We start from the raw sequence: 26,939 nt of genomic DNA, 5'->3' as shown, positions 1-26,939 counted from the left end.
TCCTCCTTTGGGCGCACATCGCTCACTGGGGCCGCAACACACGCACCGCCACGACCGCCGTCGACGCTCAGAAGGACAGAGACTGATGAACACCCAGGAGATCCTCGGCATTGCAGCCATCGGTGGGGCCCTCGCGATTCCACTGGTCATCGGACTGATCGCCTCCATGAAGGCGCGTCCGACCACCAGCGACTACTTCGTCCAGGGACGAGCAATGGGGCCGATCGCCCTGTTCTTCACCGTACAGGCCACGTGGTGGAGCGCCTTCGCCTTCCTCGGGTCCAACGCAAACTTCTACCTCTATGGCCCGGCTTACTGGACGGCCGTCATTTTCAACATCTTCTTCGGCATCATGTATTACTGGATCGGGAAAAAGGTCTGGTTCCACGGAAAGACAGGAAAATACCTGACAGCTCGTGATTTCTTTGTCGACCTCTATCGGTCACCTCGACTCGCCACGTTCATCGCTGTCATCCTTCTCGTCTTCTCCCTTCCTCACCTGCAGATCCAGCTGACGGGCGGGGCCTACCTCATCGACGTGGCCTCCGGAGGCACCATCCCCTTCTGGGTGGGTGGCCTACTCTTCTATACCGTCATCATCGCCTACGTCTGGGCAGGCGGACTCCGCGCCATCGCCTGGACCGACATCTTCTACGGCGTCGGGATCTTCTTCGGGCTCATCGCCGCAGGCGTGTTCGTCCTGGGCGAGGTGGGCGGAATGGGCACCATGTTCGACCAGATCGAACAGGTACGTCCGGAGAACCTCATTCTCGGCGACGGCATGTGGATGTACTGGATCGCTCTGGCGGTCATCACACCGGTCGGTGCGCTCATGACGCCCCAACTGTGGACACGGATGTACGCGGCGAAGAGCCCTCGATCGTTCGACCTGATGCCGTTCCTCTTGGGTCTCGTGGCGATCGCCTACATAGGGGCCATGGTGATCGGCAATTCGGCAGTCCTGCTCGAACCCGACGTCGAGCAGCCTGACCATGTACTGCCGATCATGCTCCTCGAGTACGCGCCGCTGCTGCTGGCACTGCTGGTCATCGCGGCGGGCGCCGGCGCTGCCATGTCCACGGCGAACTCCCAGGTCCACGCCATGGCGGCCAGCTACACCATCGACTTCCACAGTCGCTACATCCAGAAGGACCTGCCTGAGCGGAAGCGCATCTGGGTGGGCCGCTGGGCGATCCTGGCCTTCTGCGCCATCGCCTATGTGATGGCCCTCTATATTCCTGGGCTGCTCATCGCCATCGGCCTGGTCGCCTACGCAGGACTCGCCCAAGTGATCGTTCCGACTGTGGGGGCGCTCTTCTGGCGACGTGCCAGCGTGGCTGGTGCGACCTCAGGCTTGATCGTGGGAATCACCACTCTCGTGCTGTTCACGATCTTCCCGGCGCTGGTCCCCGGCCCGTTCAGCGTCCATGGCGCCGGCCTGCTGTCGCTTCTGCTGAACGTGGTCGTCTTCATCAGCGTGAGCCTTCTGACGAGGCCACGAAGCTCCGACCTGCTTCTCAAGATTCGACGTCGCCAGCAAGACTTCGACGAGGAGCGCTGGGACGACACCCTCGCCGAGCCGGAGACGACTTCGGCCGCAGACACGACGCACATCCGCTGACGGATCGCCGGCATGAGGACCAGGAAGAGCACAGTCATGCATACCACCCGAACAGAACACGATCTCCTGGGCACTCTGCCTATCCCTTCCGAGTGCTACTACGGTGTGCACACCGCCCGCGCGGCCGAAAACTTCCGCATCAGCGGCACGCCCATATCCGCGTACCCGGGCCTCATCAACGCGCTCGCAGCTGTGAAGCAGGCCGCCGCTCACGCGAACCATTCGTTGGGAGGCCTCAGCGCAGAACGCGCCCACGCCATCGAAGGCGCGTGTTCTGAGATCCGGGACGGCGGCTTCCATGACCAGTTCGTCGTGGATGTGCTCCAGGGCGGTGCAGGCACGTCGACCAACATGAACGCCAATGAGGTGATCGCCAATGTCGCCCTCGAACGAATGGGTTTGAGGAAGGGCACCTATGAGAACCTTCATCCTCTTGACCACGTGAACCTCGGGCAGAGCACCAATGATGTGTATCCCACTGCGCTGAAGATCGCTCTCCTCGGCGAGCTTCGCCTGCTCCGCCGTGCCATGCGAGATCTCGCGAGCACGTTCCGCGACAAGGCTCAGGAATTCTCACATGTCATGAAGATGGGAAGGACACAGCTGCAGGACGCCGTCCCCATGACTCTGGGACAGGAGTTCTTCACCTACGCCGTCATGCTCGAGGAGGACCGCAGCAGACTGGTGGAGGCCACGGGCCTGCTGACCGAGATCAATCTCGGCGGGACAGCCATCGGGACCGGGCTCAACACCCATCCCGACTACGCCGAGCTGGTGCGCTCAAGACTCTCCGAGCTGGTCTCCGCAGAACTGCGCACGGCAGAGAACCTCATCGAAGCAACCCAGGACGTCGGCGCCTTCGTCCAGCTTTCCGGCGTGCTGAAGCGAGTCGCTGTCAAACTCTCGAAGACCTGCAACGACCTTCGTCTGACCTCATCCGGACCTCGAGCGGGGTTGAACGAGATCAACCTTCCGCCCGTGCAAGCGGGGTCGAGCATCATGCCGGGGAAGGTCAACCCGGTGATACCTGAGGTCGTCAACCAGGTGGCCTACGAGGTCATCGGCAACGATGTGACGGTGACGCTGGCGGCAGAGGGCGGGCAGCTCCAGCTCAACGCCTTCGAGCCGGTGATCGCGATCAGCCTGCTCCGTTCGCTGACGCACCTCACAGCGGCCTGCCGGACCCTCGATGAGAAGTGCGTGCGGGGGATCACCGCCAACCAGGAGGAGCTCCACGACACGGTCCATCGATCGATCGGACTCGTGACAGTCCTGTGCCCGTACATCGGGTACGCCGAGGCGTCGCTCGTCGCCCAGGAGGCCCTGCTCTCCGGGCGCACCATCACGGAGACGGTCCTCAACAAGGGCCTGATGAGCAGAGAGGCCCTCGATGAGCTGCTCGTTCCTCGGAATCTCACCGGCCCGTTCGCCGATCATGGCCTCATCCCCGCTTCAGCACGGCCAGGGGAATCCGCCACCGGTAGCGCAGTGCCAGAAGCCGCAGAGTGAGCACCAGCATCGCCACCACCACAGCGCTGACGGCGCTGAAGAGGCCGACCTCCAGCAGCAGGGCGGTCGCCCCGGCGCCCAGGAAGGCGGGCGCGGCGTAGACGCCTCGGGGGTTGAAGATCTGCGGCACCTCATTGGCCACTACGTCCCGCAGCGTCCCTCCCCCGACGGCGGTCGTCACCCCCAGCAGCACCGCGGCGATGGGATTCAGCCCCACCTCATGGGCGATGGTCGCGCCCATGACGCAGAACAGCGAGAGACCCAGCGCGTCGAAGACCAGCAGCGTGCGCCGCAGCCTGTCCTCATGGATGAGCCGGATGAACACCGCCAGCACTGCGAGCACCACCGGCACGAGGTACTGCGGGGCGGCGAAGGCGTTGGGAACCCCGGTGTTCAGCACCAGGTCCCGGATCACCCCTCCACCGAGGCCGGCGAGGCTGGCCAGCAGCAGTGAGCCCACCAGGTCGAAGCCCTTGCGCGCAGCCAGCAGCGCCCCGGAGACTGCGAAGGCGAAAGTGCCCACCAACTCCAGGACGAGGACCACCATGGGCACAGACATTGGGGCTCCCCTCCTCGGTCATCGCTCGGACCGCCGTGAGGCCCGTGGACACAAGCTTGCCATGCAGGAAGTCCCCTCCGAGGCGGCAGACAGGGGCGACATCAGGTCCCGAAAGGGATGACCGCCAAGTCATCTGGCACGAGGAACTCTCCCGAGTACCCTTCAGCCGCCACCCGCTCCCAGGCAATGGCGCCGGAGCCGGGCACCAGGTGATGCAGCGCCAGACGCCGCGCCCCCGCCTCACGGGCCACGCGAACCGCATCGGCCACCGAGGTGTGGGACTTGTAGTGATGCGCCAAGGAAGCACGCGACATCTCGTCGTCCTTGCCCCGGTACATCGACTCCATGAAGTCGAAATCGATGGCCTCGTGCAGTACCAGTCCGGCGTCCCGGCTCAGTCGAACCATATTCGGTGTGTACGTCGTGTCCCCCGAGACGCACACCGAGCCCTGGGCCGTGTCGAAGCGGAAAGCGAAGGCCGGGGCGACAGGCGGGTGCTGCACAAGGGTGGCCGTGACGACCACTGACTCGTCCCGGAAGATCTCGAAGCCGTTCGTCGCCGGCACCGGATTCTCATTGGGGTGAAACTCCAAGGAGCTGGGGATCTCGATGTCCTGCGCAGCAAAGATGTCGAGCGGCGACGGCCTGAGGGCATCGATGACCCGGTCGTTGAGGTCTGTCGCAGCGGCCTCCATCAGCCGCAGGAACATCTCCGCAGTCCCCGGGGTGGGACTGTACGGAGCCACCGGACTGGGCGCGACGGCGGCCAGTGGAGACACCGGCGGCAGGGCGCCCCGGTCACCGGGACCGATGATCGGCACAGGTCGGCCGATCCTGTCCTGGAGCTCAAAGAGCCCGAACAGGGCCAGTGTGTTGAGGTCCACCGTGTGATCCGAGTGCAGATGCGTGAGGAAGATGCCCTTGAGTCTGCTCATCTCGAGCCCTGCCCTCTCGATCTGGCGGCCGACACCGTGGCCGCAGTCCACCAGATAGAAGCCGTCGTCGACCACGATGGCCGTGGCAATGCCGGTGCGCGAAGAGTCCCGCCAGAACCGCGGCCCGCCGGCCGTGCCCAGTGTGATCACGTGGTGTCCACTCTGCTTCGTCAGTCCGCTCACGGGTCTCCGCTCCTCACTGTCCGCTTGGCGCCTGCTCACGCCCGTCTCGTGGATCCAGTCTGCTCGGGCTGCCCCATAGTGGAAAGCGAATTTAAGTCATGGCAGACTTCGACTCAGATTAAGTTCATGCTCGACTCGCCACGCCTCGAGGAGACACGATGCCGGAGATCACCCTTCGTCAACTGGAGTACTTCCTCGCCGTGGTTGACCACGGCTCGATCAGCGCCGCAGCCCGGCAGCTGCACATCAGCCAGGCGGCCATCTCTGTGGCGATCCGGCAGCTGGAGAAGGGCCTGGACGCAGAGCTGCTGAACCGAGCTCCGGCACGTCGCGCCCAACCCACACCTGCCGGCCAGGCCCTGCTGCCCCATGCCCGGCGGGCCGCCACAGCCATCTCTGATGCATCAGAGGCGGTCAGCAACGACCATTCCGAGATTCGCGGCACGCTGCGCGTCGTCAGTTCAATGACTGTGTCACCGCACGTGCTTCCTCGACTCGTGTCACATTTCGCTGCGGAGCATCCCGCGGTGGACGTGACCATCGCGGAGGCCACCGTTCCCGAGATCCATCAGATGCTGCGGAGCGGACAGGCCGACTTGGGGTTCGCCTATGCACGCCAGTCAGCCGAGGATCTCGACGAGACGCGGATCGGCACGAATCAGCATCACGTGATGCTCCCTGCGGAGCACCCGCTCGCCGATCGTCCCGGCATTCAGCTTCGCGAACTCATCCAGGAGCCGATGATCATGGTGGACATTCCGCCGAGCGTCGAACGCGTCACCCAGATCATCATGGACCTTGGGCTGCAGCCCCGCGTCCAGTGGTCGTCGTCGAACTTCGAGACGGTCCGGTCTCTCGTGGGGCACGGACTCGGCTGGGCGTTCGTGAATGTGACTCCTCAGACGGACATCACCTATGACGGCCTGAAGGTGTCCTACGTGCCGATCCTCGACGACATCCCAGCGAATCCCATCATCGCGCTCACCGCTCCCTCCGAAGAGCTGCCTGCACGCGTGCGAGAGGCGCTGCGGCACCTTCAGGACCAGATGGTCTGACGTCAGGCGTCGTGTCGAGGATCGGTTCCCGGATGACGCGGCGTGTCACCCTCTGCAACTGGCTCGCCCTCTGACCCCGGGCGGGCTCCTGAGTCGGACTCGGCAACCACACCCTCCGCACGCTCGGCCTCCCGAAACTGGTCGATGGTGGGGCGCATGTTCTTCCGGCGGGAGTCCACCACGGTCCAGATGATCACCGCGAGAAGCAGCGACATCAGCACCAGGGGGATCGGGCGGGTCAGGAAGATCATGAACGATCCGTCCGAGAGCACCATTGAGCGCCGGAAATGCTCCTCCAGCAGCGGTCCCAGGATGAACCCCAGGACGAAGGGTCCCAGCCCGAAGTTGAAAGTGCGCAGCACGTAACCGACGATGCCGAAGATCACCGCAAGCAGCACGTCAAACATCGAGTTCCGGACCGAGTACACGCCGGCCACGGCGACCATCAGGATGATCGGAGCCATGATTCCGCCCGGGATGCGCAGGAGTCTCACAAAGAGGCCGATCAGCGGCAGGTTGAGGATCAGCAGCAGGATGTTGCCGACGTACATGGAGGCGATGACGCCCCAGAAGACGTCCGGGTGCTCATCGATGAGCTGCGGGCCCGGCGTGATGTTGTGCAGCAGCAGCGCACCGAAGATCAGGGCGAGGACCGGATTCGGGGGCACGCCCAAGGTCAGGAGCGGGAGGAAGGAAGAGTTCGACGAAGAGTTGTCGGCGGTCTCCGTGGCGGCCAGGCCGTCCATGGCACCTTTGCCGAACTTCTCCGGATGGCGGGAGAACCGCCGCTCGGCCCCATAGGCCACCACCGCGGAGATCGTGCCCCCTCCTCCTGGGATGATGCCGATGAAGAATCCGATGATCGAGGACCGCAGGATCGCCATCCGGGTCATCAGCCAGTCCGCGCGCGTTGGGAGGACCCTACCGATCGCCGATCGGGCCAGACCGCCGTAGAAGCCCTGCTGTGCGTTGTACAGGATCTCGCCGATCCCGAACAGCCCCACTGCTACGGCGACGATGCTGACACCGGCCGTCAGCTCGAAACTGCCATAGGTCAGCCGTGGATCAGCCGTGGTGGGATCCAACCCGACAGTGGCGACGATCACCCCCAGCGCGGCCGAGACGATCGCCTTGACCTTCGACCCCGAGCCGAGGAACACGATCATGAGCAACCCCATCGCGGCCAGGACAAACATGTCCGGGCTTCCGACCGACTTGGCCACCCCTGCCAACGTCGGAGCAAGGAAGGACAACCCGATGATGGCCACCGTGCCCCCGAGGAACGAACCGATCGCCGTGATCCCCAGCGCAGGTCCGGCACGGCCTTGCTGAGCCAGCGGATATCCGTCGAACGTGGTCACCACCGCAGAGGCGTCACCCGGCAGACGCAGCAGGATAGCGGGGATCCGACCCCCGTACATGGATCCGTAGTAGATCCCGGCGAGCATCATCACGGCACCGGCGGGGTCGAGCGAGAAGGTCAGAGGGAGCAGCAGTGCGATGGTCGCCACCGGCCCGAGCCCCGGGATCAGGCCGATCAGTGTGCCCACCGTGACGCCGATGAGGACGAAGAGCAGATTCTCGGGCTGGAACGCCACGCTGAATCCGTGCCCCAGCCCCGCGAGGATGTCGGTCATGGGAAAAGTCGCTTCTCTCAGGTGGATCAGAACGGACGGAGGTTGACCCCGAGGGCCAGGGCGAAGAGCGCGTAGACGGCGGCGGGTGCGATCACAGCGATCAGGATCGACGTCCGCCACCTCATGCGTGCCACGAAGCGCGCCACGATCAACATCACGGGAGCCCCCGCCCCAATCAGGCCCAGCCAGTCATAGGCGGGGACGAAGAGCAGGAGCGGGCCGGCCACGAGGGCGACCCGGGTCAGCTCAGACCGATTCGGCGGATGGAACCGGTGCCGGGTCGCCAGCAGCAGCGGAATGGCCGCCACCACCAGCATCGCGTTGAGGAAGGGCCAGAGGCCCGGACCCGGCCTGGCGATGGAGCCAAGGCCCAGTTGGACCGCGGGGATGATGACGACGGCGGCCAGGGCAGCCAGAACCACCGGCGACCACCAGTCGACGGGTCCGGGTTCATCCAGCTGAGGAGTGCCCTCAAAGTCATCGAGGTGCTCGCGCAGGGGCTCCTGCTCCCGTGCGGGCTGAGAGTTCCGCATCGCCATCGGACTCACGGAACCTCAAGGCCCAGATCCTCGAACAGCGACCGGAACCGTTCCAGCTCAGTCGGCATGTACTCGCTGAACCAGGCTTCTCCCTCCACATCTGGGACCGCACCGCCGGACTGCTCCACGAACTCCACGAACTCGTCGGATTCGACGACAGCGGTCGACGCCGCGGCCAGCACGTCGTAGACCTCCTGGGGCGTATCGGCCGGTACCACGAGGGCCTGGGAACCGGCCGTCTGAAGCTCTTCGAACCCCAACTCGCCGAGTGTCGGGACCTCCTCATCGAGAGCGTCGGGGAGGTAGTCGGTGCTGATGGCCAGGATGCGAAGCTCCCCGGACCGGACTCGTGGCAGGGCGCTGGTGATGTCCTGGACGCCCCAGTCGACATCACCATTGACGAGCGCGGGCAAGGCAGGGGCGCCGCCTGGGAAGGTCGCCACCTCCGCGTCCAGGCCGTAACCCTGGACGATCCCCTCTCCGATCAGGTGAGTCTGGTGGCCCTCGCCGAAGGCCGAGTAGGTCATCCGGTCGCCGACGTCTTCAAGGTCCTCGAACCTCTCCACCGGCGAGTCATCGGGGACCACGATCACGAACGCGTTCTCAGCGACGGCTTCCACGGAACGGAAATCCTCGATGCCGTAGGAGACGTCCTGCTGAAGCAGCACCGACGTGAAGGCACCGGTTGGGGCGAAGAGCAACGTGTGGCCGTCGGCGGCCGCATTCGCAGCCTCCGTCGCGGCGATGGCGCCGCCTCCGCCTTCCCGGTTGACCACCAGCACGTTCGCATCGAGCTCGGCCTCGAGCCCTTCGGCGAACTTGCGCGCAGTGGCGTCATTATGGCCTCCCGCCGCGAAGCCGACGAGAAGCTCCACGTTCTGGGAGGGGAAGTCAGAGCCGTCTCCGCCCTGCGGCCCGCAGGCCGTCACGGCCAGCAAGGCCAGAACCGCCCAAGGGGCGAAGAGTGCACTGCGGTTCCTCATCTTGTCCTCCACGGGTCATCGGTACAGAAGTGTGGTGCACTTCATAATGACAGTGGATGGGACATCACAAAACGATAAGTTGATTATAGGTGACCCCACGGAACGTTATGTCTCGGAGCTCGGTCCCCGCCACATCCGCCGCTCCTGTTCGTACGGTCGCCGCTCAGCTGCGGCGGGCCTGACGTTCGCGGTGCTGGTCCCGGCTGGTCTGGGCGTGCTCCACGACCAGACGTTCGAGAAGCTCCTCGTCCCGGGAGGCGAGCGCCTCGAACAGGCCGCGGTGCTCCTGGGTGACCACCAGCAGGTCGTCATGCTGGCTGAGCATCCAGCGGACCCGGCTCTGGATGGTGCCCCACAGCTCCTGGAGGTGGGTGTTGTCGGCCAGCTCCACCACGGTGGAGTGGAAGGCGGCCGCGGCACGGTGGGCGGTGACGGCGTCGCCGGCCTGGGCCGCGGCCTCCCCGTTGACCAGGACACGCTCGAGGCGCGCCAGTCCGGCATCGTCGTGGCGCCGGGCGGCCGAGGTGAAGGCCAGCGTGTCCAGGGAGGTGCGCACCTCCTCGAGCTCGCGCACATCACGTTCGGTGAACTCGCGCACGATGGCCCAGGTCCGGGGCCGGGGCGTGATGAGACCCTCGGCGGCCAGCAGGCGCAGACCCTCGCGGACGGGCACCCGGCTCACGCCGAGCTCGGCGGCCAGCTCACGCTCGACGAGCCTGCTGCCGGGCGGGCGCTCACCGTCGATGATCTGCTCGCGCAGCCGGGTGGCCACGCGCGTCGTCTCGGACTCTCTGTTCTCTGGCTCGGCCATAGGCCTCATTGTTCCACTCCGCGTCTGCTGGGCCCGCCTCGGGAATGCTCGTCTCCGCGCCGCCCGTCTTCGCATCGGCCGCCTCCTGCGACTCGCCCGGCGGCGGCCCGTCGGGCGCCACCTCATCATCCAGAGAGTCGGGCGAGGAGGCCCACCAGGCGACGACGGCCATGGCCAGGGCCAGCACGATGAGCCCCACCAGCGGCACGGTCCAGGTGCCGGTGCGCTCCAGGACCACGCCGATGGCGAGAGGGCCGAGGGCGGCGAAGACGTAGCCGCCGGACTGGATGAAGCCGGAGGCCCGCGCGGTGACCTCCGGATCCCGGGTGCGGGCGGTGATCAGCGCCAGCGCCGAGGGGAAGGAGAACCCGCCGATGGCCAGGCAGATCGCCCACAGCCATGGGGTGGCGGTGGGGGCGACCAGCAGACCGGTGTAGCCGACGGCGGAGATCAGGCCGTAGCCGATGAGCACGCTGCGCACATGCCAGCGGCGCACCACGATCTGGGGGGCGATGAAGCCGCCCGGGATGCCTCCGGCAACGATGATCGCGACCATGGCGCCGGCGGCGACAGGGTCCAGGCCGGCGTCGCGGTAGATCCGGGCCAGCCAGCCGAAGTGCGTATAGGCGTGGAGGGACTGCAGCCCGAAGTAGAGCAGCAGGATCCAGGCCCCGGACGAAGCGGTGATGCGGCCGACCGCCCCGGAGGCGCCGCGGTTCTGGGTGGAGGCGGCCGGGACGCCGCCCAGGCGCCGCAGGGCGGCCCAGGCGATGAGCGCGACCAGCGGCAGTCCGGCCCACACTCCCAGCCCCAGGCGCCACCCGCCGACATGCTCGGCCAGGGGCGCGGTGAGCAGGGCTGGGACGGAGGCGCCGAGCCCCAGTCCCACCATGAAGACGGTCACCGAGACGGCCTGGCGTTCGGGGAAACGCGCTTTGGCGAAGACGGGCAGCACCACGTTGCCCATCGCCATGCCGGCGAGCGAGAGCGTGGTGAACGCCGCGAAGCCCCACCAGCTGTCCACCAGCACCCGCAGGCCCAGCCCGGTGCCGATGGCCGCCGCGCAGATGGCCAGGGACCAGAACAGACCCAGTCGACGCAGCAGCAGGAAGGAGATCGCCCCGAAGATCACGAAGGCGGCTCCGGGCAGCGCGGTGAGCAGTCCGGACTGCCACCCCTGCAGCGCGAAGGCAGCTTCGACCTCGGCCAGCACGGGGCCCAGCGACGTCGCGGCGGGACGCAGGCACACGGCCAGCAGCGCCAGGGCCAGGACGGCCAGGGCCGTCGCGCCCCGTCCGGGTTGCGCGTCAGTTCTCATGCCCGCCTCCTGATCCTGTCACCTCAATATCGTGCCACTCCTGTTTGGTATACCATAATACCTGGACGTGATTTCTCCCACTCCCTCGGCAGGTCGCCCGAGACTGACCCTGTCAGCTCCACCGACGCCGTCGACGCCCGACATCACCGACCATCCAGGAGACAGCGGATGACCACCCGATTCACCGACGTCAGACTCTTCCCGCGCACCCCCGACGAACCCGCCGTCGACCTCACGGTCCAGGACGGCCGCATCGCGGAGATCATCCCGGCCGGGACCACTCCCGCCCCCGACGGCGCGGACATCGTCGACGGCGGCGGCCGCGTCCTGCTTCCGGCCCTGGGCGACGTCCACTCCCACCTGGACTCGAACCGCCTCGGGCAGACCTTCCTGCCCCACACCGCAGACGGCACGCTGCACGGCTACATCATGAACGACCGTCGCAAATGGCGCGACGGCGAGCGCAGCGTGGCCGACCAGGCCTCCTACGCGCTGGCGCAGATCATCGCCTCCGGCGGAGTGCGGATCCGCTCCCACGCCCAGGTGGACTCCGACTGCGGCCTGGAGCGGTTCCACGGCGTGCAGGAGGGGCTCTCCCGGTACACCGACATCATCGACCACCAGATCGTGGCCTTCCCCCAGGCCGGCATCCAGCGGGAGGCCGGCGTCGTCGACCTGCTCGACCAGGCGCTGGCCGAGGGCGCGGATTTGGTGGGCGGCCTGGACCCCGTCCTCTATGACCGCGACCCGGTCTCCCACCTCAACGTGGTGTTCGGGCTGTGCGAGAAACACGGTGCGGGCGCCGACATCCACCTGCACGAGTCCGGCACCGCCGGCATCTTCTCGATGGAGGAGATCGCCCACCGCACCCGGGAACTGGGCCTGCAGGGCAAGGTGACGGTCTCCCACGCCTTCGCCCTGCACACCAATCCGGACAAGGAGGTGGCCCGCGTGGTGGAGCAGCTCGCCGAGGCCGGCGTCTCGCTGACCACGGTGGCCCCCTCCATCGGCTCCCTGCCTCAGGGCCTGCTGCGTGAGCACGGGGTCGCACTCGGCCTGGGCGAGGACGGGCAGCGTGACCACTGGAGTCCCTACGGCGACGGCGACCTGCTGCGCCGGACCTGGCAGCTGGCCTTCACCAACGGGTTCCGCCGCGACGCCGACGTCGAGGCCTGCGTGGACATCGCCTCCCGCGGCGGGGCGATGGTCATGGCCGGAGCCCGCCCCGAGGGCGTGAGCCTTCTCGACGACGCCGAGTTCGGCCTCGCCGTCGGCGCTCCCGCGCACTTCATCCTGCTGCAGGCCGACACGGTCACCGCGGCGGTCATGGACAGCCCTGCCGCACGTGACGTCTATTCCGCCGGCCGGCTGGTGGCCTCCGGCGGCGAGCTGATCGGAGGTGTCCGCTGATGATCACCCGCATCCGCGCCCGGTTCGTCATCGGCTACGCCGACGGCGACCACTGCCTGATCCCCGACGGCGAGCTCGTCCACGACGACGCCGAGATCCTCTTCGTGGGCCGTGACTGGCCGGGCACCCCCGACCGGGAGATCGACGCCGGCCACGCCGTCATCTCCCCCGGCTTCATCGACCTCAACGCACTGGCCGACATCGACCACGCCCTGTTCGACTGCTGGCCCGACGCCTCCCGGCTGCTGGGCCTGGCCTGGTCCGAGGAGTACCTGCACGATCACGGTCCGCGCTTCACGCGATCCCAGGAGAAGTTCCGGCGCGAATTCGCGATCAGCCAGCTGATCCGTAACGGCATCACCACGATGATGCCGATCGCCGCCGAGACCTACAAGGAATGGTGCGAGGACTACCAGGACATGGCCGACACCGCCGAGGCGGTAGAGGCGCTGGGCATCCGGGCCTACCTGGGGCCCAGCTACCGGACCCATGTGCCCTACACCGACGGCACGCAGATGCTGCTGCACCGGGACGAGCGGAAGGGCCTGGAGGGGCTGGACGACGCGGTGCGGTTCATCCAGGACTACGACGGCGCCGCCGGCGGACTCATCCGCGGGGCGCTGCTGCCGGCGCGCATCGAGACGCAGACCGAGCAGACGCTGCGGCTCACCCGGCAGGCGGCCGACGACCTGGACGTGCCGATCCGCCTGCACGCCGCCCAGGGGATCCAGGAGAACCGGGAGATGATCGCCCGCACCGCGCGCCGCTCGCTGCCGCATCTGGCGGAGATCGGCTTCCTGGGCGAGCGCACGTTCATTCCGCATGCCTGGACCATGCCGGGGCATCGGCACATGCCTGCCGAGATCAGCGGTCCGGAGCATGGGGCTGGCGGGGACAGCATCGATGACCTGGCGCTGCTGGCCGAGTCCGGGACCTCGGTGATCTTCTGCCCGATCCCCAGCGGGCACTACGGCTCCGCGATGGACACCTACGAGTCCTACCGGGAGCGCGGAGTGCGGGTGGTGATCGGCACCGACTCCGCCCCGCCGAACATGGTCCGCGCCCTAGACCTGGCGATGGCCATGACCAAGACGCTGACCGGCCGGGGCCCGGCGGCCCAGCCGCATGACCTGTTCCGCTCGGCCACCCTGGACCCGGCCCGCGCCCTGGGCAGGGAGGACCTCGGGCGGCTCGCGCCGGGCGCGCAGGCGGACTACTTCGTGATGGATCTGACCGGCACCCATGTGGGCCCCCATGCGGACCCGGTGCGCACTCTGGTGATGAACGGCGACGGCCGGGACATCACCCGCGTGGTGGTGGCCGGACGGACCATCGTCGAGGACGGGGCGATCCTCACCGTCGACGACGGCGACTACCTCCCGCGCGCCCAGGAGCTCCTGGACGAGTACATCGCCTCCCACACGGTCAGCGACCATGCCGGACGGAGCCTGGAGGAGCTGCAGCCGCCGAGCTTCCCGATCCGCTGAACGCCGCGCCTGAGAGGGCGCTGCTCCCCTGATCGGCGCCATGGACCGGCGCCGCCGTACGGGTCGGCCCGGGAGTCTCCCCCTGCTCCCGGGCCGGCTCGTCCGCGTCGCGACGCCGCGCCTGCTGTTGAGCGACAGAACCTTCTCACTCTGTGAAATGCCTCACAGCAGCTATTGACGGACGTCACACGGCTCCCTATGGTTTTGGTATACCAATTCACGCGGGAGGCTTGAATGCAGACCACCGGACAGACTGCGGCGGAGTCGGAACCGATCGCCGTCGAATCACCGCTCCAGCGGCATACACGCCGCTCCTGGATGTGGGCCATGGGACTCGGCGTCGGCGTCTCGGCGGCCGCCGTCCTCATCGGCACCTATGAGCTCACCATCGGCCTCGCCGCCATCGTGCTGTTCCCCCTGCTGTGGGCAGTGCTGATCGGCGCCGTCGTCGGACTCCAGCCCTGGCGTCCCGTCACCGGGCCCACGCGAGCCGTCAGCGAACTGCTGATCCGGGTCGGGATCGTCGTCTTCCTCGCCCTGCTGGGCACCGGCATCGGCCCCTCCCTGCCGGACCTGGTGGACATCGGACCCGCCATCGCCCTGCAGGAGCTGGGCAACGCCTTCGGCACCGTCATCATCGGCATTCCAGTGGCCGTGGCCATGGGACTGGGGAGGGTGGCCATCGGCGCAACCTGGTCGGCCAACCGCGAGTCCTACCTGGCCTACGCGATCGACAAGTGGGGTGTCCGGGCGCCGGAGTACCAGGGCGTGTTCGGCGTCTGGCTGCTCGGCACCGTCTTCGGCGCGGCCTTCATCTCTCTGATCGCCGGCGTCACCGGCGGCCTGGAGATCTTCGACCCCCGCGCCCTCGCCCTGGCCTGCGGGCTCGGCTCCGCGTCCATGATGCTCGGCGGCGCCGGCTCACTGACCGTGCTCTACCCCGAGATGGCCGGCGAGATCATGGCGTTGGCCGCGATCTCCAACCTGGTCACCAACATCGTGGGCTTCTACATGGGCGTCTATGTGGTGCTGCCCTTCGCCCGCTGGTTCTACCGGGTCTGGGTCAAGATCCTCCGCAAGGAGGAGGCCGATGCGCGCAGCATCGCCGCCGAGCCTGCCCCCGCCCCGGAGGAGGGCTCCGCGCGGGCGAAGAAGCCTCAGGACCCGCCGCCGCCGAAGACCATCGCCGCCTGGGTGGCCGCCTTCATCTTCACCGGCGTCGCCGGGCTGCTGATCAACTGGCAGGGCACCGGCGAGCTGAACCTGACCGGCATCATCGGCATCACCATGGTCACCGGGCTCTCCGTGCTGGCCTTCCTCCTGGCCCGCTACACCCGAGGAGTGCCGGCGAGCATCTGGGTGCTCGGCATGGCGACCCTGGCCTCGGCGCCGTTCTTCCCCGGCTCCGAGTTCCTGGTGGCCATGACTCAGGACCTCAATGTGCTGCTGGTCGGCCTTCCGCAGATCGCGATGCTCGGGCTGAGCCTCGGCCGCGACATCGAAGGACTGAAGAGGATGAGCTGGAAGGTCGTGCTCATCGGGTTCCTCACCCTGGGCTCCGCGTATCTGGCGGCCGCCGTCGTCGCGCAGTTCGCGCTTCCAGCAGCCTGATGGGTCATTGACCTCAGACGCATCGATCGGTCGATTCGAAGGGATCCCTCAGCCTCCCCGGCCTCAGAATCCCTTCGAATCGACCGATCGATGCGTGTCAGTGGCTCAGAGGTGGGTCTCCACGTCGGCGTCCTCGCGGAGCTCGTCCACGTGGGCCTGGGCGGCCTCACCCTGCTTCTGGCTGGTCAGCTGGTCCTCGAGCTCGTCCTTGACGTCCTCGAACTCCGGGGCCTCGGGGGCCTCGCCCTCGGCACCCTCCTCAGCGCCCTCCTCGGGCGGGGCCTGCTGACCCACGGACTGGTCGTAGTAGTCCCGCAGCTCCTCCTCGGAGGGCTCCTCGACGTTGATGTCCTCGACCACCTGATCGATGAGCACCTGGTTCTGGGCGTCCTCCCGGAGCTGCTCCTCGTCCATGCCCTGCTCTTCATAGGCGGCGATGAGGCCGTCCACCGACTCCATGCCGGACTGCTCCGCGGTGTCCTCCAACAGCGCCTCGACGTCGCCCTCGCTGGCCTCGTAGCCGGAGTCCTCGGCGTCCTGGATGAGCAGCTCGTTGCCGATCATGGACTCCAGGGACTGCTCCTTGATGGCGTCCTCGTCCGGCTCTTCACCGCTCATCTGGGACTGCATGACGGCCTGCTGGAACTGGCTCTCGTAGAAGGCCGCGAAGTCCTCCCCGTTGATCTCCTCCCCGTTGACCTCGGCGACCACGTCGGGGATGTCCGAGGTGTCCGGCTCGGGCATCTCGCCCTCAGCACCGGCCTCACCTTCGGCACCCTGCTCTTCGGCGCCCTGCTCGGCACCCTGCTCTTCGGCACCCTGCTCCGCCTCGGCGGTGGTGTCCGCGTCAGCCCCCTCCTCGGGGGCATCGCCGCAGGCCGCGACTCCGAGGAGCACGCCGGCCAGGGCACAGCTTGTCAACAGCTTCTTGGACATGACAAGCACCTCCTGATCGTGGATGAGCGGGCAACGTAGCACACGGGACACAACATGCAAGCCAGGCCCCATCCAGCCCGTCACCAGACTCGACGCCGGACGTTCAGGCGGCGTTCAGGCCCACAGCACCGCGAACAGGCCCAACACGCCCAGGGCGACGACGGCACCGGTGGTGGAGAGGACCGCCACGACGTCGGCCTCCACCTTCTCCTGCTGGACCCCGCGGGACTGGCGCCGGTAGCGGAGTCGCTGGGTGAGGTAGATGCCGGCCGCGACACCGGCGCAGACCAGCGTCAGCAGCAGGGTCCAGAGGCCGTAGTGCGGCATCCAGCGCAGGAACACTGCGCCGATGAGGGCGAACAGCAGCATGGTGCGGCCCCAGGAGAGCACGGTGCGCTCCGGCTGGAGCCCGGGGTCGCCGTGCAGTGCGGCCGGGGTGGACGGCATCAGCTGATGACCACCAGCAGGATCACCACCGCCATCGCCACCCCGGAGGCGAAGCTGAGCACCGGGATGATCAACGGCATGGGCAGCGGACGACGACGGCGCAGGCTGCGCTCAACATGCAGCCAGCGGGCCGCCGCCCCAAGGCTGATGAGCAGCCCGACCCCGATGGTGAGCACGGAGATGATGGTCCGGTAGGGGTCGGCGAAGACGTCGGCGGCGAACGCCTCCAGGGCGATGCCGCCGGCCAGGAAGGCCAGGGCGGTGCGGATCCAGGCCAGGAAGGTGCGCTCATTGGCGAGGGTGAACCGGGGGTCCGGCTCCTCGCCGTCGGCGAGCAGCTTCGACTCCAGCCACCCGCGATCCGTGGACTCTGCCATGCGCTCCTCCCTGTCTCAGCACCGCGTCGATGCCGCTGCTGCGACGGCCTCACCCGTCGGCTGCGCCACCACGAGTCTGCCACGTCGGCACTCGGACCCTTGGCGCCCCACCCCTTGGCTCCGGAGCGGTGGTCGGAATCCAGGCACTGAAGCGACGTTTAGCGACAATTGCTCCGGCGGCAACGCAGCAGGACGTCACCGGCCCCGGGCCACCAGCGTGGCGGCGAGCACTGCGCAGCCGGCATAGGTCCCGGCCGCGGCCAACCACCCGGCCTGGAAGCCTCCCGTGGCGCCGATCAGCAGCCCCATCACGAGCGGGCCCAGGGTGAATCCAGCGAACATCCCCGCAGTGGCGATCCCGGTGGCCGAAGCCATCTTCTCCGCGGGGATGCGGCGCAGCAACGTCCCCATGATCACCACGGAGACCCCCAGCGCCGAGGCCCCGTGCAGCGCCACGGCCAGCCACAGCAGCGCCGCCCATCCGGTCGCCCCAGCCAGCAGGAACGTCCCGGCCCCGGCGAGCGCCATCAGCGCCAGGGCGAGCAGCAGCCTCGGTGCAGAGGCGCCGCGCGACGTCACCCGGCCCCATCCCACGCGGGCGGCCACCCCGATCGCGCCGGCGGCCGCGGCAGTCATGCCGCCAGCCAGCAGACTGAACTCCAGCTCCCGCACCGCGAACAGCGGCAGGTACACGTTGGTCGCCTGGACGCCAAGCCCGTTGAGGAAGCCGAAGAGCGTCAGCGCCCACACCGCACCGGGCAGGCGCGATGTCGACGACGCCCCTTCCGGTCCCCGGGCCGCGGCCGGTGACGCGCTGGGGGCCGCCGGCGTCGCACCCGGGGAGGCCGAGGTCGGCCTGGAGTGGCCAGGATCGGGGGCGCTCAGCGGCGGTGCCGCCCGCAGGGCCCGGAAGGTCAGCGCCATCAGGCCCAGGGCCAGCAGCACAGAGAGCAGGGACGCGCCGCGCCAGCCGATCCACACCGCCAGGGCGGGGAAGGCGAGACTGGCGGTGAGCTGGCTGGCCTGCACCCCGGACTGCTTGATTCCGGCCCAGCCGATACGTCGGCGGGCAGGCACGCGCTGCAGCAGGATCCTGTTGGTGACCCCGTTGGGGAAGGACTGGGCCAGCCCGGAGAGCCCGGCGGCCACGAGCACCAGCACGTAGCCTCCCGGCACGGCGGCCAGACCGAGGGCGAGCGCGACGAGCAGGAAGATCAGGCTCATCAGGACACGGTCGGAGAGCCGGTCCGAGAGCCTGGCCAGAGACGCGTTGCCCACCGCGGCGCAGGCGAAGCAGACGGTGGCGAAGAGTCCGAACTGGGCTTCAGTGATGTCGAGGTCGGCGATCACCAGCTCACTAGTGGCGCTGAGCCCGTAGAGCAGCACCGGGCCGATCCCCACCGCACCGAGCAGCGCGGCCAGCAGCCCGATCCCGGGGCTATCGCGGCCCGATGCATCCACCTGTGACGGCTCGCCTCTGCTCACCCGCACCTCCTGACGTGTTCTCACCCCTGCTCAGAGTACGCCGGAGCCGACGACGGCGTCGGCCTGGCCTGTATCGGGACAAACAGCGTCAAGAAGGACGGTGTCAGAACGGGTACTGGGCGATCTCCGGACGCAGGGTCAGCCACTGCAGCTCGGTGAAGGACTCGATGTTGGCGGCCGCGCCTCCCACCCGGCTCCCGTTGCCGGAGTCGCCGACGCCGCCGAAGGGGGCATAGGCCTCATCCGAGACGGTCTGCTCGTTGATGTGGATCTTCCCGGAGGCGAGCTGGTCGGCGATACGCATGGCCGCGCCGACGTCGCCCAGGATGGAGGCGGAGAGCCCGTAGGCGCTGCCGTTGGCCAGGGAGATGGCCTCCTCCTCGGTGCGGAAGCGCATCACCGGGGCCACCGGCCCGAAGATCTCCTGTGCCCAGGCGGGACTCTCCTCGGTCAGGTCGGTGAGCACGGTCGGCCGGTAGAACGGTCCGTCATGGATGCCTCCCGCCACCACGCGGCCGCCGTGGAGCACGGTCTCCTGGACGATGGAGTCCACCCGCTTGAGCTGGTTCTCATCGATGATCGGCCCCAGTGCGACCTGCTCGCGGGCGGGATCACCCACCGGCAGCGTCTCGGCCTTCTCGGCCAGCCGCTGGACGTACTCGTCATGGATGTCCTCGTGGACCAGATGACGTCCAGTGGTCATGCAGATCTGCCCCTGGTGCAGGAAGGAGCCGAACGCGGCCGCAGAGACCGCGAGGTCCAGGTCGGCGTCGGGCAGCACGATCATCGCGTTGTTGCCGCCCAGCTCCAGGTGGGGCCGCTTCAGGAGCCGGGCGCAGCTCTCCCCGATGGACCGTCCGGCCTCGGTGGAACCCGTGAAGGCGACCACGCGCACCTCCGGGGCCTCGACGACGGCGGAGCCGGTCTCCCGGCCGCCGGGCAGCAGGTGCAGCAGCCCCTCGGGCAGCCCGGCCTCCTCGAAGATGCGGGCCAGCACCACACCTCCGGACACCGAAGTGCGGGGGTCAGGCTTCAGCAGCACGGCGTTGCCGAGCGCCAGGGCCGGCGCCACAGCGCGGATGGAGAGGATGAGCGGGAAGTTGAAGGGCGCGATCACCGACACGACGCCGGCGGGGCGGCGTCGGGCCTGGGACCAGCGGTCGTCGTTGGTGGCCAGCACCTCACCCTGCGGGTGGGTGGGGAGCCCGGCGGCCTCGTAGCACTCATCGGCGGCGATCGTGGTCTCGAGCCCGGCTTTGGGCGGGATGGCTCCGGTCTCGGAGATGATCCAGGAGCCGATCTCCTCGGCGTGCTCCTCGAAGAGCTGACCGGCCCGGCGCAGCACAGCCGCACGCTCCCGGGGGCTGCGGGCCGCCCACTCCTTCTGCGCCGCGGAGGCCGCCCGGGAGGCGGCGAGCACGTCCTCCCGCGACGCCCCGCCTACGGTGCCGAGGGTCTCGCCGGTGGCCGGCTCGCGCACGGTGATCGCTCCGTCCGATCCGTCGCGCCAGCTCGTGGAGTGGATCTTGCCTGTCCATGTGGTGGTGTCCAGCAGTGTCATCGGTGCCTCCGTCATCTGTTCGGTCATGCCAGTGCCGTCGTCTCGTCGCAGTCTTCTGGGAGTTCAGTCTCGGTGCGGTCGTCCTCAGCCGAGTCGGCCTCAGTCGTGCCGGTCGCCTGCCCAGCCGGTGTAGGAGTCCGCGAAGTAGGCCTGGCCATGGACGGATCCGGTGATCGCCCGGAACTCGCCGCGGCGCCGGTGGTGGGCGAACTCGTCCTCGTCTGGCGCGCGGTGCAGCAGGTTGGTGGCCCACCAGGAGAAGTTCTGGGCCTTCCACACCCGATCCAGCGAGGTGGCGGAGTAGCGCCGCAGCGGCGCGGTCAGGTCCGCGGGGGCACCAGGGCCCGACCCGACGTCGTCGGCCCCAGCCGTCAGCCCCTCCCCGCCCGTCAGCCCTTCGAGGAACTCGACGATGCGCGGCACCAGGGCGCGCACGTCGGAGAAGGCGAGGTTGAGCCCCTTGGCGCCGGTGGGCGGGACGGTGTGGCCGGCGTCGCCGGCGAGCACGAGCCGGCCGTGGGTCAGCGGGTCGCACACGTAGGAGCGGAACGGCAGCACGGTCTTCTCGATGATCCGTCCGCGCTTGAGCTGCACGACCTCCTCGCCGCCGAGGACCTGCTGGATGTGGTCGAAGATCGCCTCCTCGCTCCAGGACTCCGGATCGGTGTCCGGATCGCACTGGAAGTACATCCGGGTGATGTCTTCGTTGCGCTGGGAGATCAGCGCGAACCCGACCTCGGAGTTCGCGTAGATCAGCTCCGGAGCGGTCGGCGGGGCCTCGCAGAGGATCCCGAACCAGGCGAACGGGTAGCTGGTGAAGTAGTCGGTGCGCACCTCGTCGGGGATCAGCCTCCGGCACATGGATCGGGACCCGTCAGCGCCGACGATCAGCTGCGCCTCAATGCGCCCGGGCTCTCCGGCGGCATCGGTGAAGGTGATCACCGGGGCCTCCGACTCGAGCCCTTCGACGGCGACGTCGTCGGCCTCCCAGTGGATCTCGCCGCCTTCGGCCTGCCAGGCGGTGGCCAGGTCACGGAACACTTCGTTCTGCGGGTAGAGCCACACCGAACGGCCCACCAACTCCTGGAAGTCGATGCGGTGCTGGACGCCGTCGAAGCTGAGCACCGTGCCCTCGTGCTCGTGCCCCTCGGTCAGCACCCGGGAGCCGATCTCGGCGTCGACCAGCATGTCCACCGTGGGCGCCTCTAGGATGCCCGCTCGCTGGGTGGTGCGGATGGCCTCCTGACTGCGGCGTTCGACGACAGCGGCGCTGATGCCGCGCCGCTTGAGCAGCAGCGCGGTCATCAGGCCGGCGGGTCCGCCGCCGACGATGCCGACGTCGACTCGGCTGGTCTGTTGATCCATCCGCTCCCTCGCTCTCCACTCACGCCGCTGCTTGGATGGCGGCCCTCCGCTCGAATGCCTCCCTCAGTGTGGCCGGAGTCATGTAGCCCAAGCCACAGCAGTCCCATTGAATGAGAGACCTAAGGTGCCTGCATGGCTTTCGTGCGACCGTAAACGTGGCGCTGACGCCGCTTCTGCTGACCTCGGGGCAAGCCAGAAGCGAGGAGTCGGCCAGGAGCTGGGCCGCCGATGAAGCCGGTGAGCATTCCGAGTCGATGACACCGAGGCTGCAATGAGACGCGAGGTGATGATGGATCTGAATCTGATCCGGGTCTTCGTCACGGTGTACGAGGAAGGCACCGTAACGGCTGCTGCCAGTCGCCTTCACATGTCACAACCTTCGGTAACCCATGCTCTGAACCGCCTCCGGCGGGAGACGGGAGATGCACTGTTCGTCCGTGAAGGACGTGGGATCGTGCCGACCAGAGCGGCGGTGCTGCTCTATGAAGAGATGGGCGATTTCCCAGCGAAGGCCGAGGCGGCGGTCAGCAGGCTCTCCGCTTTCGATCCGCAGAACACGCGAGAGACATTCAGACTCGCCCTGACCGATGTAGGGCAGCTGCTCTTTCTCCCGACACTGATCGCCGAGCTTTCAGCCATAGCGCCTCTGAGCAAGGTCGACGTCGTGAATCTCGATGTAGACACCGCCCCCGGTGAGCTGGAAGAGGGTCAGGTCGACCTCGCTGTCTCCTCGACCCACATCAAGGGCGCGCTCAAGTCAACGACGGTGCGCACCGACTCGTACTGCTGCGTCGCGCGGCGGAGCAGATTCGGCTTCCAGTCACCCACGCTCGACGAGCTGGCCTCCCTGCCCCGGGTGATCGCGAAGAACTCAATCGGGCACACCCTCGTCGAGTCCCTGATGCCACCCCCCGCGGTCGGCTCCGTCCTGCTTCCCGCATTCTCCGCGATTCCGGCGATCGTCGCGACAACAGAATTAGTGGCATATGTACCGCTGGCGCTCGTGGAGATGTGGTCGGCCGGATGGGACCTCGACGCCTGGGCGCTCCCCAGGGAATCCTTCACCGCCACCGTCCGCGCCCATACTGCAGCCCATCCCACGTCGCCTGCTGGGGCATGGTTCGCGCAGTGGGCGGTCGAGGAGCTCCGGGCCATCCCTCCGCCGCAGACCTGCCCTCCCGAAGTGGAGGCGCACTCCGCCAGCAGTACGTCGTCCGATGAGAGGAGACAATAATGGATATCGCGATCGTCGGCGCGGGGGCCATGGGGCAGCTCATCGGGGCACGCCTTGCCGACGCAGGCTCTGAGGTGGTGCTCATCGATGTCTCCGAGCACCTGATCCACCACATCGAGTCAGAGGGCCTCCGGGTGCGCACGGAGAAGGGGGAGCGCAGCATCTCTGTGCGGGCGTCCCCTGCGGCAGAAGCCGAAGGGCCGGCGAAACTGATCATCCTCCTTACCAAGAGCGTCCATACTCGGGCCGCCGTGGACTCAATCCGACATCTGGCTTCCCCGAAGACGTACGCCCTCACGCTGCAAAACGGACTGGGCAACGAGGAGCCCCTTGCCGAGCTGGTGGGCCGTGAACGAGTACTGATGGGCGTGACGACGTATCCCGCAGATCAGACCGCTCCAGGTCGTGTCATCTCCTCGGAGGAGGGGCGGATCGTGCTCGGCCCCCTGGGGGACGCTCCCCACGCCCGCCGGGCGGCTGAGTCCGCGGCCGCCATGCTGATGGCCGCCGGCCTGAGGACCCTGACGCATCCACGCGTGATGATCCCTGTGTGGGAGAAGCTGATCTTCAATACGGTCCTCAATACCGTCAGTGCCGCGACAGGGCTCACGGTGGGCGCCGTCAAGGAGGGGCAGTCAGCCCGAAAGCTAGCCGATGCGGTACTGGAAGAGGCATTGGCGGTCGCCCACGGCCTCGACGTGGATGTAGATGACCACGGGGTACGTGCGCAGATCGAGCGGGCCTACGAAGAACACGGAAGCCATAAGACCTCGATGCTGGCCGACCTTGAATCAGGGCGGGAGACCGAGGTGGATGCCATCGGCGGTGCGGTCGCGGCACAAGCCCGCAGGCTGGGCATCCGTACACCGCACCTCGACGTTCTGTGTGACGTGGTGAGGGCCCGCATGCGCCTGATTTGAGCACCCGCCGCTGCACTTCCGGGGATGCGCCTCCGACGAGTGAATGTATAGACGCTATCTATAGGTTCACTCGAAATCATTCATTAGATCCGTGCGATTCACGTCACATACGGTGTTCTTGCGTGCCGAACCTTTTGCTCGGTCACGTTTCCAATGGAACACGCAGGGCAGAAAGGCATCCGATTGGCGCAGCACACCGTCCTTGAGTCCACCCTCGAGGTATTCCGCAGACACGGGGTCACCAAGATTTTCGGCAACCCTGGCTCCAATGAGATCCCGTTTCTTGCGGGACTTACGGAGGACTTCGACTTCATCCTGGGGCTGCACGAGCAGGTGGTCGTCGGAATGGCTGAGGGATACAGCCGTGCCACGGGGAAGCCTGCCCTCGTCAACCTCCATGCGGCCTCGGGGAGCGGGAATGCCATGGGCGCGCTGACCAACGCCCGGTATGGACACGTCCCTCTCGTCATCCTGGCGGGCCAGCAGGTGAGACGGACCGTGGGCCAGGAGGTCATGCTGGGCAGCGCAGATGCTTCCATCCTGCCTGCTCCGCTGGTCAAATACTCCCATGAACCTCTGGCGGCCGAAGACGTGCCGAGGACGCTGTCCCAGGCCTTCTTCGAGGCCGAGACGCAGCCCCGCGGTCCCGTCTATGTCTCTGTGCCGCTAGATGACTGGGCGCTGCCGGCCCTTGACGACGACAAGCTGCTCGCAGGGCGATCAGTACGCGCTGGCGCGACGCCTGATCCAGAGTCTCTGGCCGAGGTGACCAGCGCGCTGAACTCCTCCCGAGCCCCGGCTATCGTCCTGGGACCGCAGGTCGACGCGGCCGCCGTGGACGATCCGGAGATCTTCGGCGCCGCAGTCCGCCTGGCTGAGAAGACCGACGCCTCAGTGTTCGTCGCGCCCTCACCCTCACGTGCCCCCTTCCCCACCCGGCACCCGAACTACAAGGGCGTTCTCGTCCCGAGCATCCGCTCGGTGAGGGACCGACTCGCGAAGCATGACCTCGTGCTGGTGGTGGGAGCCGGGCTCTTCCGCTACCACCGCTGGGAGCCGAGCAACTACCTGACAGCCGGCACCACGGTGTTCCACCTGACCCAGGACCCCAGGGAAGCCTCACGGGCCCCGTTCGGGACGTCCTTGCTCACGGAGGTCGGCGCCGCTCTCACGACGTTGGCCGAGACAGCCGAGGACCAGGGGAAGCGCCGGCCAAGGGAAAGGGAGAAGCCCCAGCGCACCCCTGAAGGAGAGACCGACGAGACGATGACGGGAACTCAGCTGCTGGAGGTGCTCAACACCCATCTGAACGAGACCGTCGCCTACGTCAACGAGACCACCACTCTGGATCTGGACTATCTGGAACGCATCGTCATCGACCGGCCCGGGATGTACCACTTCCCTGCCTCGGGTGGCCTGGGGTTCGGCATCCCGGCCGCCGTAGGCATGTCGCTCGGGGCGCCGGACAAGACGATCGTCGCGACAGTCGGAGACGGGTCGCTCCACTACGGAGTCTCAGCGCTGTACACGGCAGCCCAGAGGCGAACCCGGACGGTCTTCGTCATCGTCAACAACTCCGGCTATGGAGCACTGAAGGGATTCTCCCGGCGAATGGGGGCCGTCAACATGCCCGGGCTCGACGTGAAGGGCATCGACGTGGTCGCCATCGCGGAGGGTTACGGGGTCCCCGCGCAGCGGGTCTCCACGCTCGATGACTTTGACCATGCCTACCGAGAAGCACTTGAGAGCGAAGGGCCCGTGCTCATCGACGCGCACGTCTCGTGAGCCTCGCACTCACCTAGTGGAGGGAGAAATTCGGATGAACACCAATTCGCGAAGAATCATGAGGAAGAGCGCCGTAGCAGGGGCCGTGGCGTCCCTGGCACTGACCGCCTGTGGCGGAGAGTCAGGCGAGGAGAATATCGAGCTCAATGTCGCCTCGTGGGCCACTCCCGAGAGCATCAGCGAGTACATGGGAAACTGGTGGTACCAGGAGATCGAAGAGCGTACCGACGGACGGCTGACCTTCAACGTCGCGGCAGGGGACTCTCTCTGCAGCAGCTCGGAGATCCCAGAATGTGTCCGTGACGGGCGGGCGGATGTTGGCCAGACCCTCACGGACTATTCCTCTCAGCTGTTCCCGATGGCCTCGGTTGCTAGCATTCCCTTCCTCAACCCCAACAGCTTCGCTGTCACCAACGCGATCTACGATCTGAGCACTGAGCATGAAGGCGCCGCCCAGCTCTGGGACGAGAACGGGCTGCGCATGATCGCCCACGTTCCTCCAGGCCGCCTTCTGCTGGGTGGAGACACGGAGCTCAGCTCACTGGACGACCTGGAGGGACTCCGCCTGCGCATGGCCGGCCAGTACGCACACCATGCGGTCGAGGCCGCCGGAGCGAGCCCGATCTCGCTCACTGCGCCTGAGACTTACGAGGGCATCGAACGGGGAGTGGCCGACGCCGCAGGATTCCCGCTGGACGGACTCATCGCCTATCAGCTCAAGGACGTCCTTCCGAAATGGACAGATCCCGGGGTGGGCACTTACACGACGATCGGCATGTGGATCAATCAGGATGTCTACGACGGGCTCCCAGACGACCTGCGTGAGGTAGTCGACGAGGTGACCGAGGAGTTCAACCGGAACGAAGCGGCCCGCATCAACACCGAGGTCCTCACAGACATCTGTGACCGTTCCTTGGAGACGATCGGCGAGATCACTCAGTGGGACGAGGAGGAGGCTCAGCGCTGGAGCGACGAGCTGGGAACCAGCCTCGAGGAGCTCTGGATCGAGGAAGCCGAACGAGACGGCCTCGAGGACCCCGAAGGGTACCTGGAGGCCTATAAGGAGAAGCTCGACGAGTACCAGGGCGAGGTGGAGCAGGACCCCACCATCGCCTGCGCCGAGCGTCAGTGACGCACAAGGAAGGCGAGCACCCACTGTATGGATACCCCC

23 protein-coding genes are annotated in these 26,939 nt (G+C 67.3%); 10 read left to right on the top strand and 13 right to left on the bottom strand.

What is annotated here, in order from left to right; genetic code table 11:
- Positions 1–85: 85 nt before the first annotated feature.
- Together ABD658_RS04965 and ABD658_RS04960 are read left to right on the top strand one after the other, a co-directional pair.
- On the top strand, positions 86–1,621 hold the full coding sequence (locus ABD658_RS04965; protein WP_344684693.1) for a sodium:solute symporter family protein: 1,536 nt from the start codon (positions 86–88) through the stop codon (positions 1,619–1,621).
- Positions 1,622–1,657: 36 nt separating this feature from the next.
- Complete coding sequence (locus ABD658_RS04960) at positions 1,658–3,130, top strand: aspartate ammonia-lyase (RefSeq protein WP_344743998.1); 1,473 nt, start codon at positions 1,658–1,660, stop codon at positions 3,128–3,130.
- Here ABD658_RS04960 and ABD658_RS04955 read toward each other — a convergent pair.
- Together ABD658_RS04955 and ABD658_RS04950 are read right to left on the bottom strand one after the other, a co-directional pair.
- Positions 3,063–3,689: a trimeric intracellular cation channel family protein gene (locus tag ABD658_RS04955; RefSeq protein ID WP_344684689.1), complete on the bottom strand. Its 627-nt coding sequence runs from the start codon at positions 3,687–3,689 to the stop codon at positions 3,063–3,065. The genes ABD658_RS04960 and ABD658_RS04955 overlap by 68 nt on opposite strands.
- 101 nt (positions 3,690–3,790) lie before the next feature.
- The gene (locus tag ABD658_RS04950) at positions 3,791–4,807 is read right to left on the bottom strand and encodes an MBL fold metallo-hydrolase (protein WP_344684687.1); all 1,017 of its coding nucleotides are present in this window, start codon (positions 4,805–4,807) and stop codon (positions 3,791–3,793) included.
- Between the two features lie 158 nt (positions 4,808–4,965).
- Between ABD658_RS04950 and ABD658_RS04945 the strand changes: the two genes are divergently transcribed.
- Complete coding sequence (locus ABD658_RS04945) at positions 4,966–5,862, top strand: LysR family transcriptional regulator (protein WP_070161325.1); 897 nt, start codon at positions 4,966–4,968, stop codon at positions 5,860–5,862.
- Positions 5,863–5,864: 2 nt separating this feature from the next.
- Here ABD658_RS04945 and ABD658_RS04940 read toward each other — a convergent pair whose 3' ends face one another.
- The 5 genes from ABD658_RS04940 to ABD658_RS04920 form a co-directional block, all read right to left on the bottom strand.
- On the bottom strand, positions 5,865–7,499 hold the full coding sequence (locus tag ABD658_RS04940; RefSeq protein ID WP_344684685.1) for a tripartite tricarboxylate transporter permease: 1,635 nt from the start codon (positions 7,497–7,499) through the stop codon (positions 5,865–5,867).
- 26 nt (positions 7,500–7,525) lie between these two features.
- Positions 7,526–8,032: a tripartite tricarboxylate transporter TctB family protein gene (locus ABD658_RS04935; protein WP_170922591.1), complete on the bottom strand. Its 507-nt coding sequence runs from the start codon at positions 8,030–8,032 to the stop codon at positions 7,526–7,528.
- Positions 8,033–8,043: 11 nt separating this feature from the next.
- Positions 8,044–9,021: a Bug family tripartite tricarboxylate transporter substrate binding protein gene (locus ABD658_RS04930; RefSeq protein WP_344684683.1), complete on the bottom strand. Its 978-nt coding sequence runs from the start codon at positions 9,019–9,021 to the stop codon at positions 8,044–8,046.
- Positions 9,022–9,184: 163 nt separating this feature from the next.
- A complete protein-coding gene (locus ABD658_RS04925) occupies positions 9,185–9,832 on the bottom strand; it encodes a GntR family transcriptional regulator (protein ID WP_311025655.1) in 648 nt (215 codons plus the stop codon).
- Positions 9,756–11,150 carry an MFS transporter gene (locus tag ABD658_RS04920; protein ID WP_344684677.1) on the bottom strand — a complete coding sequence of 465 codons (1,395 nt, stop codon included), beginning with the start codon at positions 11,148–11,150 and terminating at the stop codon, positions 9,756–9,758. Before ABD658_RS04920 ends, ABD658_RS04925 begins: the two co-directional genes overlap by 77 nt.
- Positions 11,151–11,318: 168 nt before the next feature.
- Between ABD658_RS04920 and ABD658_RS04915 the strand changes: the two genes are divergently transcribed.
- From ABD658_RS04915 to ABD658_RS04905, 3 genes are all read left to right on the top strand, one after another.
- Positions 11,319–12,560 carry an amidohydrolase family protein gene (locus tag ABD658_RS04915; RefSeq protein ID WP_344684675.1) on the top strand — a complete coding sequence of 414 codons (1,242 nt, stop codon included), beginning with the start codon at positions 11,319–11,321 and terminating at the stop codon, positions 12,558–12,560.
- A complete protein-coding gene (locus ABD658_RS04910) occupies positions 12,560–14,047 on the top strand; it encodes a chlorohydrolase family protein (RefSeq protein WP_344684673.1) in 1,488 nt (495 codons plus the stop codon). The genes ABD658_RS04915 and ABD658_RS04910 overlap by 1 nt, the downstream gene beginning before the upstream one ends.
- A 234-nt stretch (positions 14,048–14,281) precedes the next feature.
- Positions 14,282–15,658, top strand: coding sequence for a DUF3100 domain-containing protein (locus ABD658_RS04905; protein WP_344684671.1), 1,377 nt, complete (start codon positions 14,282–14,284; stop codon positions 15,656–15,658).
- A 105-nt stretch (positions 15,659–15,763) separates the two neighbouring features.
- Here ABD658_RS04905 and ABD658_RS04900 read toward each other — a convergent pair whose 3' ends face one another.
- The 6 genes from ABD658_RS04900 to ABD658_RS04875 form a co-directional block, all read right to left on the bottom strand.
- On the bottom strand, positions 15,764–16,594 hold the full coding sequence (locus ABD658_RS04900; RefSeq protein ID WP_344684669.1) for a SurA N-terminal domain-containing protein: 831 nt from the start codon (positions 16,592–16,594) through the stop codon (positions 15,764–15,766).
- Between the two features lie 114 nt (positions 16,595–16,708).
- Positions 16,709–17,041 (bottom strand): DUF202 domain-containing protein, encoded by a 333-nt coding sequence (locus tag ABD658_RS04895; protein ID WP_344684667.1) that lies wholly within the window; start codon positions 17,039–17,041, stop codon positions 16,709–16,711.
- Positions 17,041–17,418, bottom strand: a complete 378-nt coding sequence (locus ABD658_RS04890; protein ID WP_085437264.1) for a YidH family protein — start codon at positions 17,416–17,418, stop codon at positions 17,041–17,043. The genes ABD658_RS04895 and ABD658_RS04890 overlap by 1 nt, the downstream gene beginning before the upstream one ends.
- A gap of 195 nt (positions 17,419–17,613) precedes the next feature.
- The gene (locus ABD658_RS04885; protein WP_344684663.1) at positions 17,614–18,903 is read right to left on the bottom strand and encodes an MFS transporter; all 1,290 of its coding nucleotides are present in this window, start codon (positions 18,901–18,903) and stop codon (positions 17,614–17,616) included.
- A 103-nt stretch (positions 18,904–19,006) separates the two neighbouring features.
- Complete coding sequence (locus ABD658_RS04880) at positions 19,007–20,464, bottom strand: benzaldehyde dehydrogenase (protein WP_344684661.1); 1,458 nt, start codon at positions 20,462–20,464, stop codon at positions 19,007–19,009.
- A gap of 99 nt (positions 20,465–20,563) precedes the next feature.
- Entirely contained in the window at positions 20,564–21,829 is a 1,266-nt protein-coding gene (locus ABD658_RS04875) for a 4-hydroxybenzoate 3-monooxygenase (RefSeq protein ID WP_344684659.1), read from the bottom strand.
- 286 nt (positions 21,830–22,115) lie between these two features.
- On the opposite strand from ABD658_RS04875, the gene ABD658_RS04870 reads away from it, so the two are divergent.
- The 4 genes from ABD658_RS04870 (at position 22,116) to dctP (ending at position 26,900) form a co-directional block, all read left to right on the top strand.
- Positions 22,116–23,063, top strand: a complete 948-nt coding sequence (locus tag ABD658_RS04870) for a LysR family transcriptional regulator (RefSeq protein WP_344684657.1) — start codon at positions 22,116–22,118, stop codon at positions 23,061–23,063.
- The gene (locus ABD658_RS04865) at positions 23,063–23,983 is read left to right on the top strand and encodes a ketopantoate reductase family protein (protein ID WP_344684654.1); all 921 of its coding nucleotides are present in this window, start codon (positions 23,063–23,065) and stop codon (positions 23,981–23,983) included. Before ABD658_RS04870 ends, ABD658_RS04865 begins: the two co-directional genes overlap by 1 nt.
- Before the next feature lie 183 nt (positions 23,984–24,166).
- Positions 24,167–25,768 carry a benzoylformate decarboxylase gene (gene mdlC / locus ABD658_RS04860; RefSeq protein WP_344684651.1) on the top strand — a complete coding sequence of 534 codons (1,602 nt, stop codon included), beginning with the start codon at positions 24,167–24,169 and terminating at the stop codon, positions 25,766–25,768.
- Between the two features lie 58 nt (positions 25,769–25,826).
- On the top strand, positions 25,827–26,900 hold the full coding sequence (dctP, locus tag ABD658_RS04855; protein WP_344684649.1) for a TRAP transporter substrate-binding protein DctP: 1,074 nt from the start codon (positions 25,827–25,829) through the stop codon (positions 26,898–26,900).
- Positions 26,901–26,939: the final 39 nt, after the last annotated feature.

Origin of the sequence: Nesterenkonia aethiopica (assembly GCF_039534665.1) — a bacterium.
Classification (GTDB): domain Bacteria; phylum Actinomycetota; class Actinomycetes; order Actinomycetales; family Micrococcaceae; genus Nesterenkonia; species Nesterenkonia aethiopica.
Note: the sequence above shows the minus strand (reverse complement) of the source record. Positions and strands in the feature narration are given on the sequence as shown.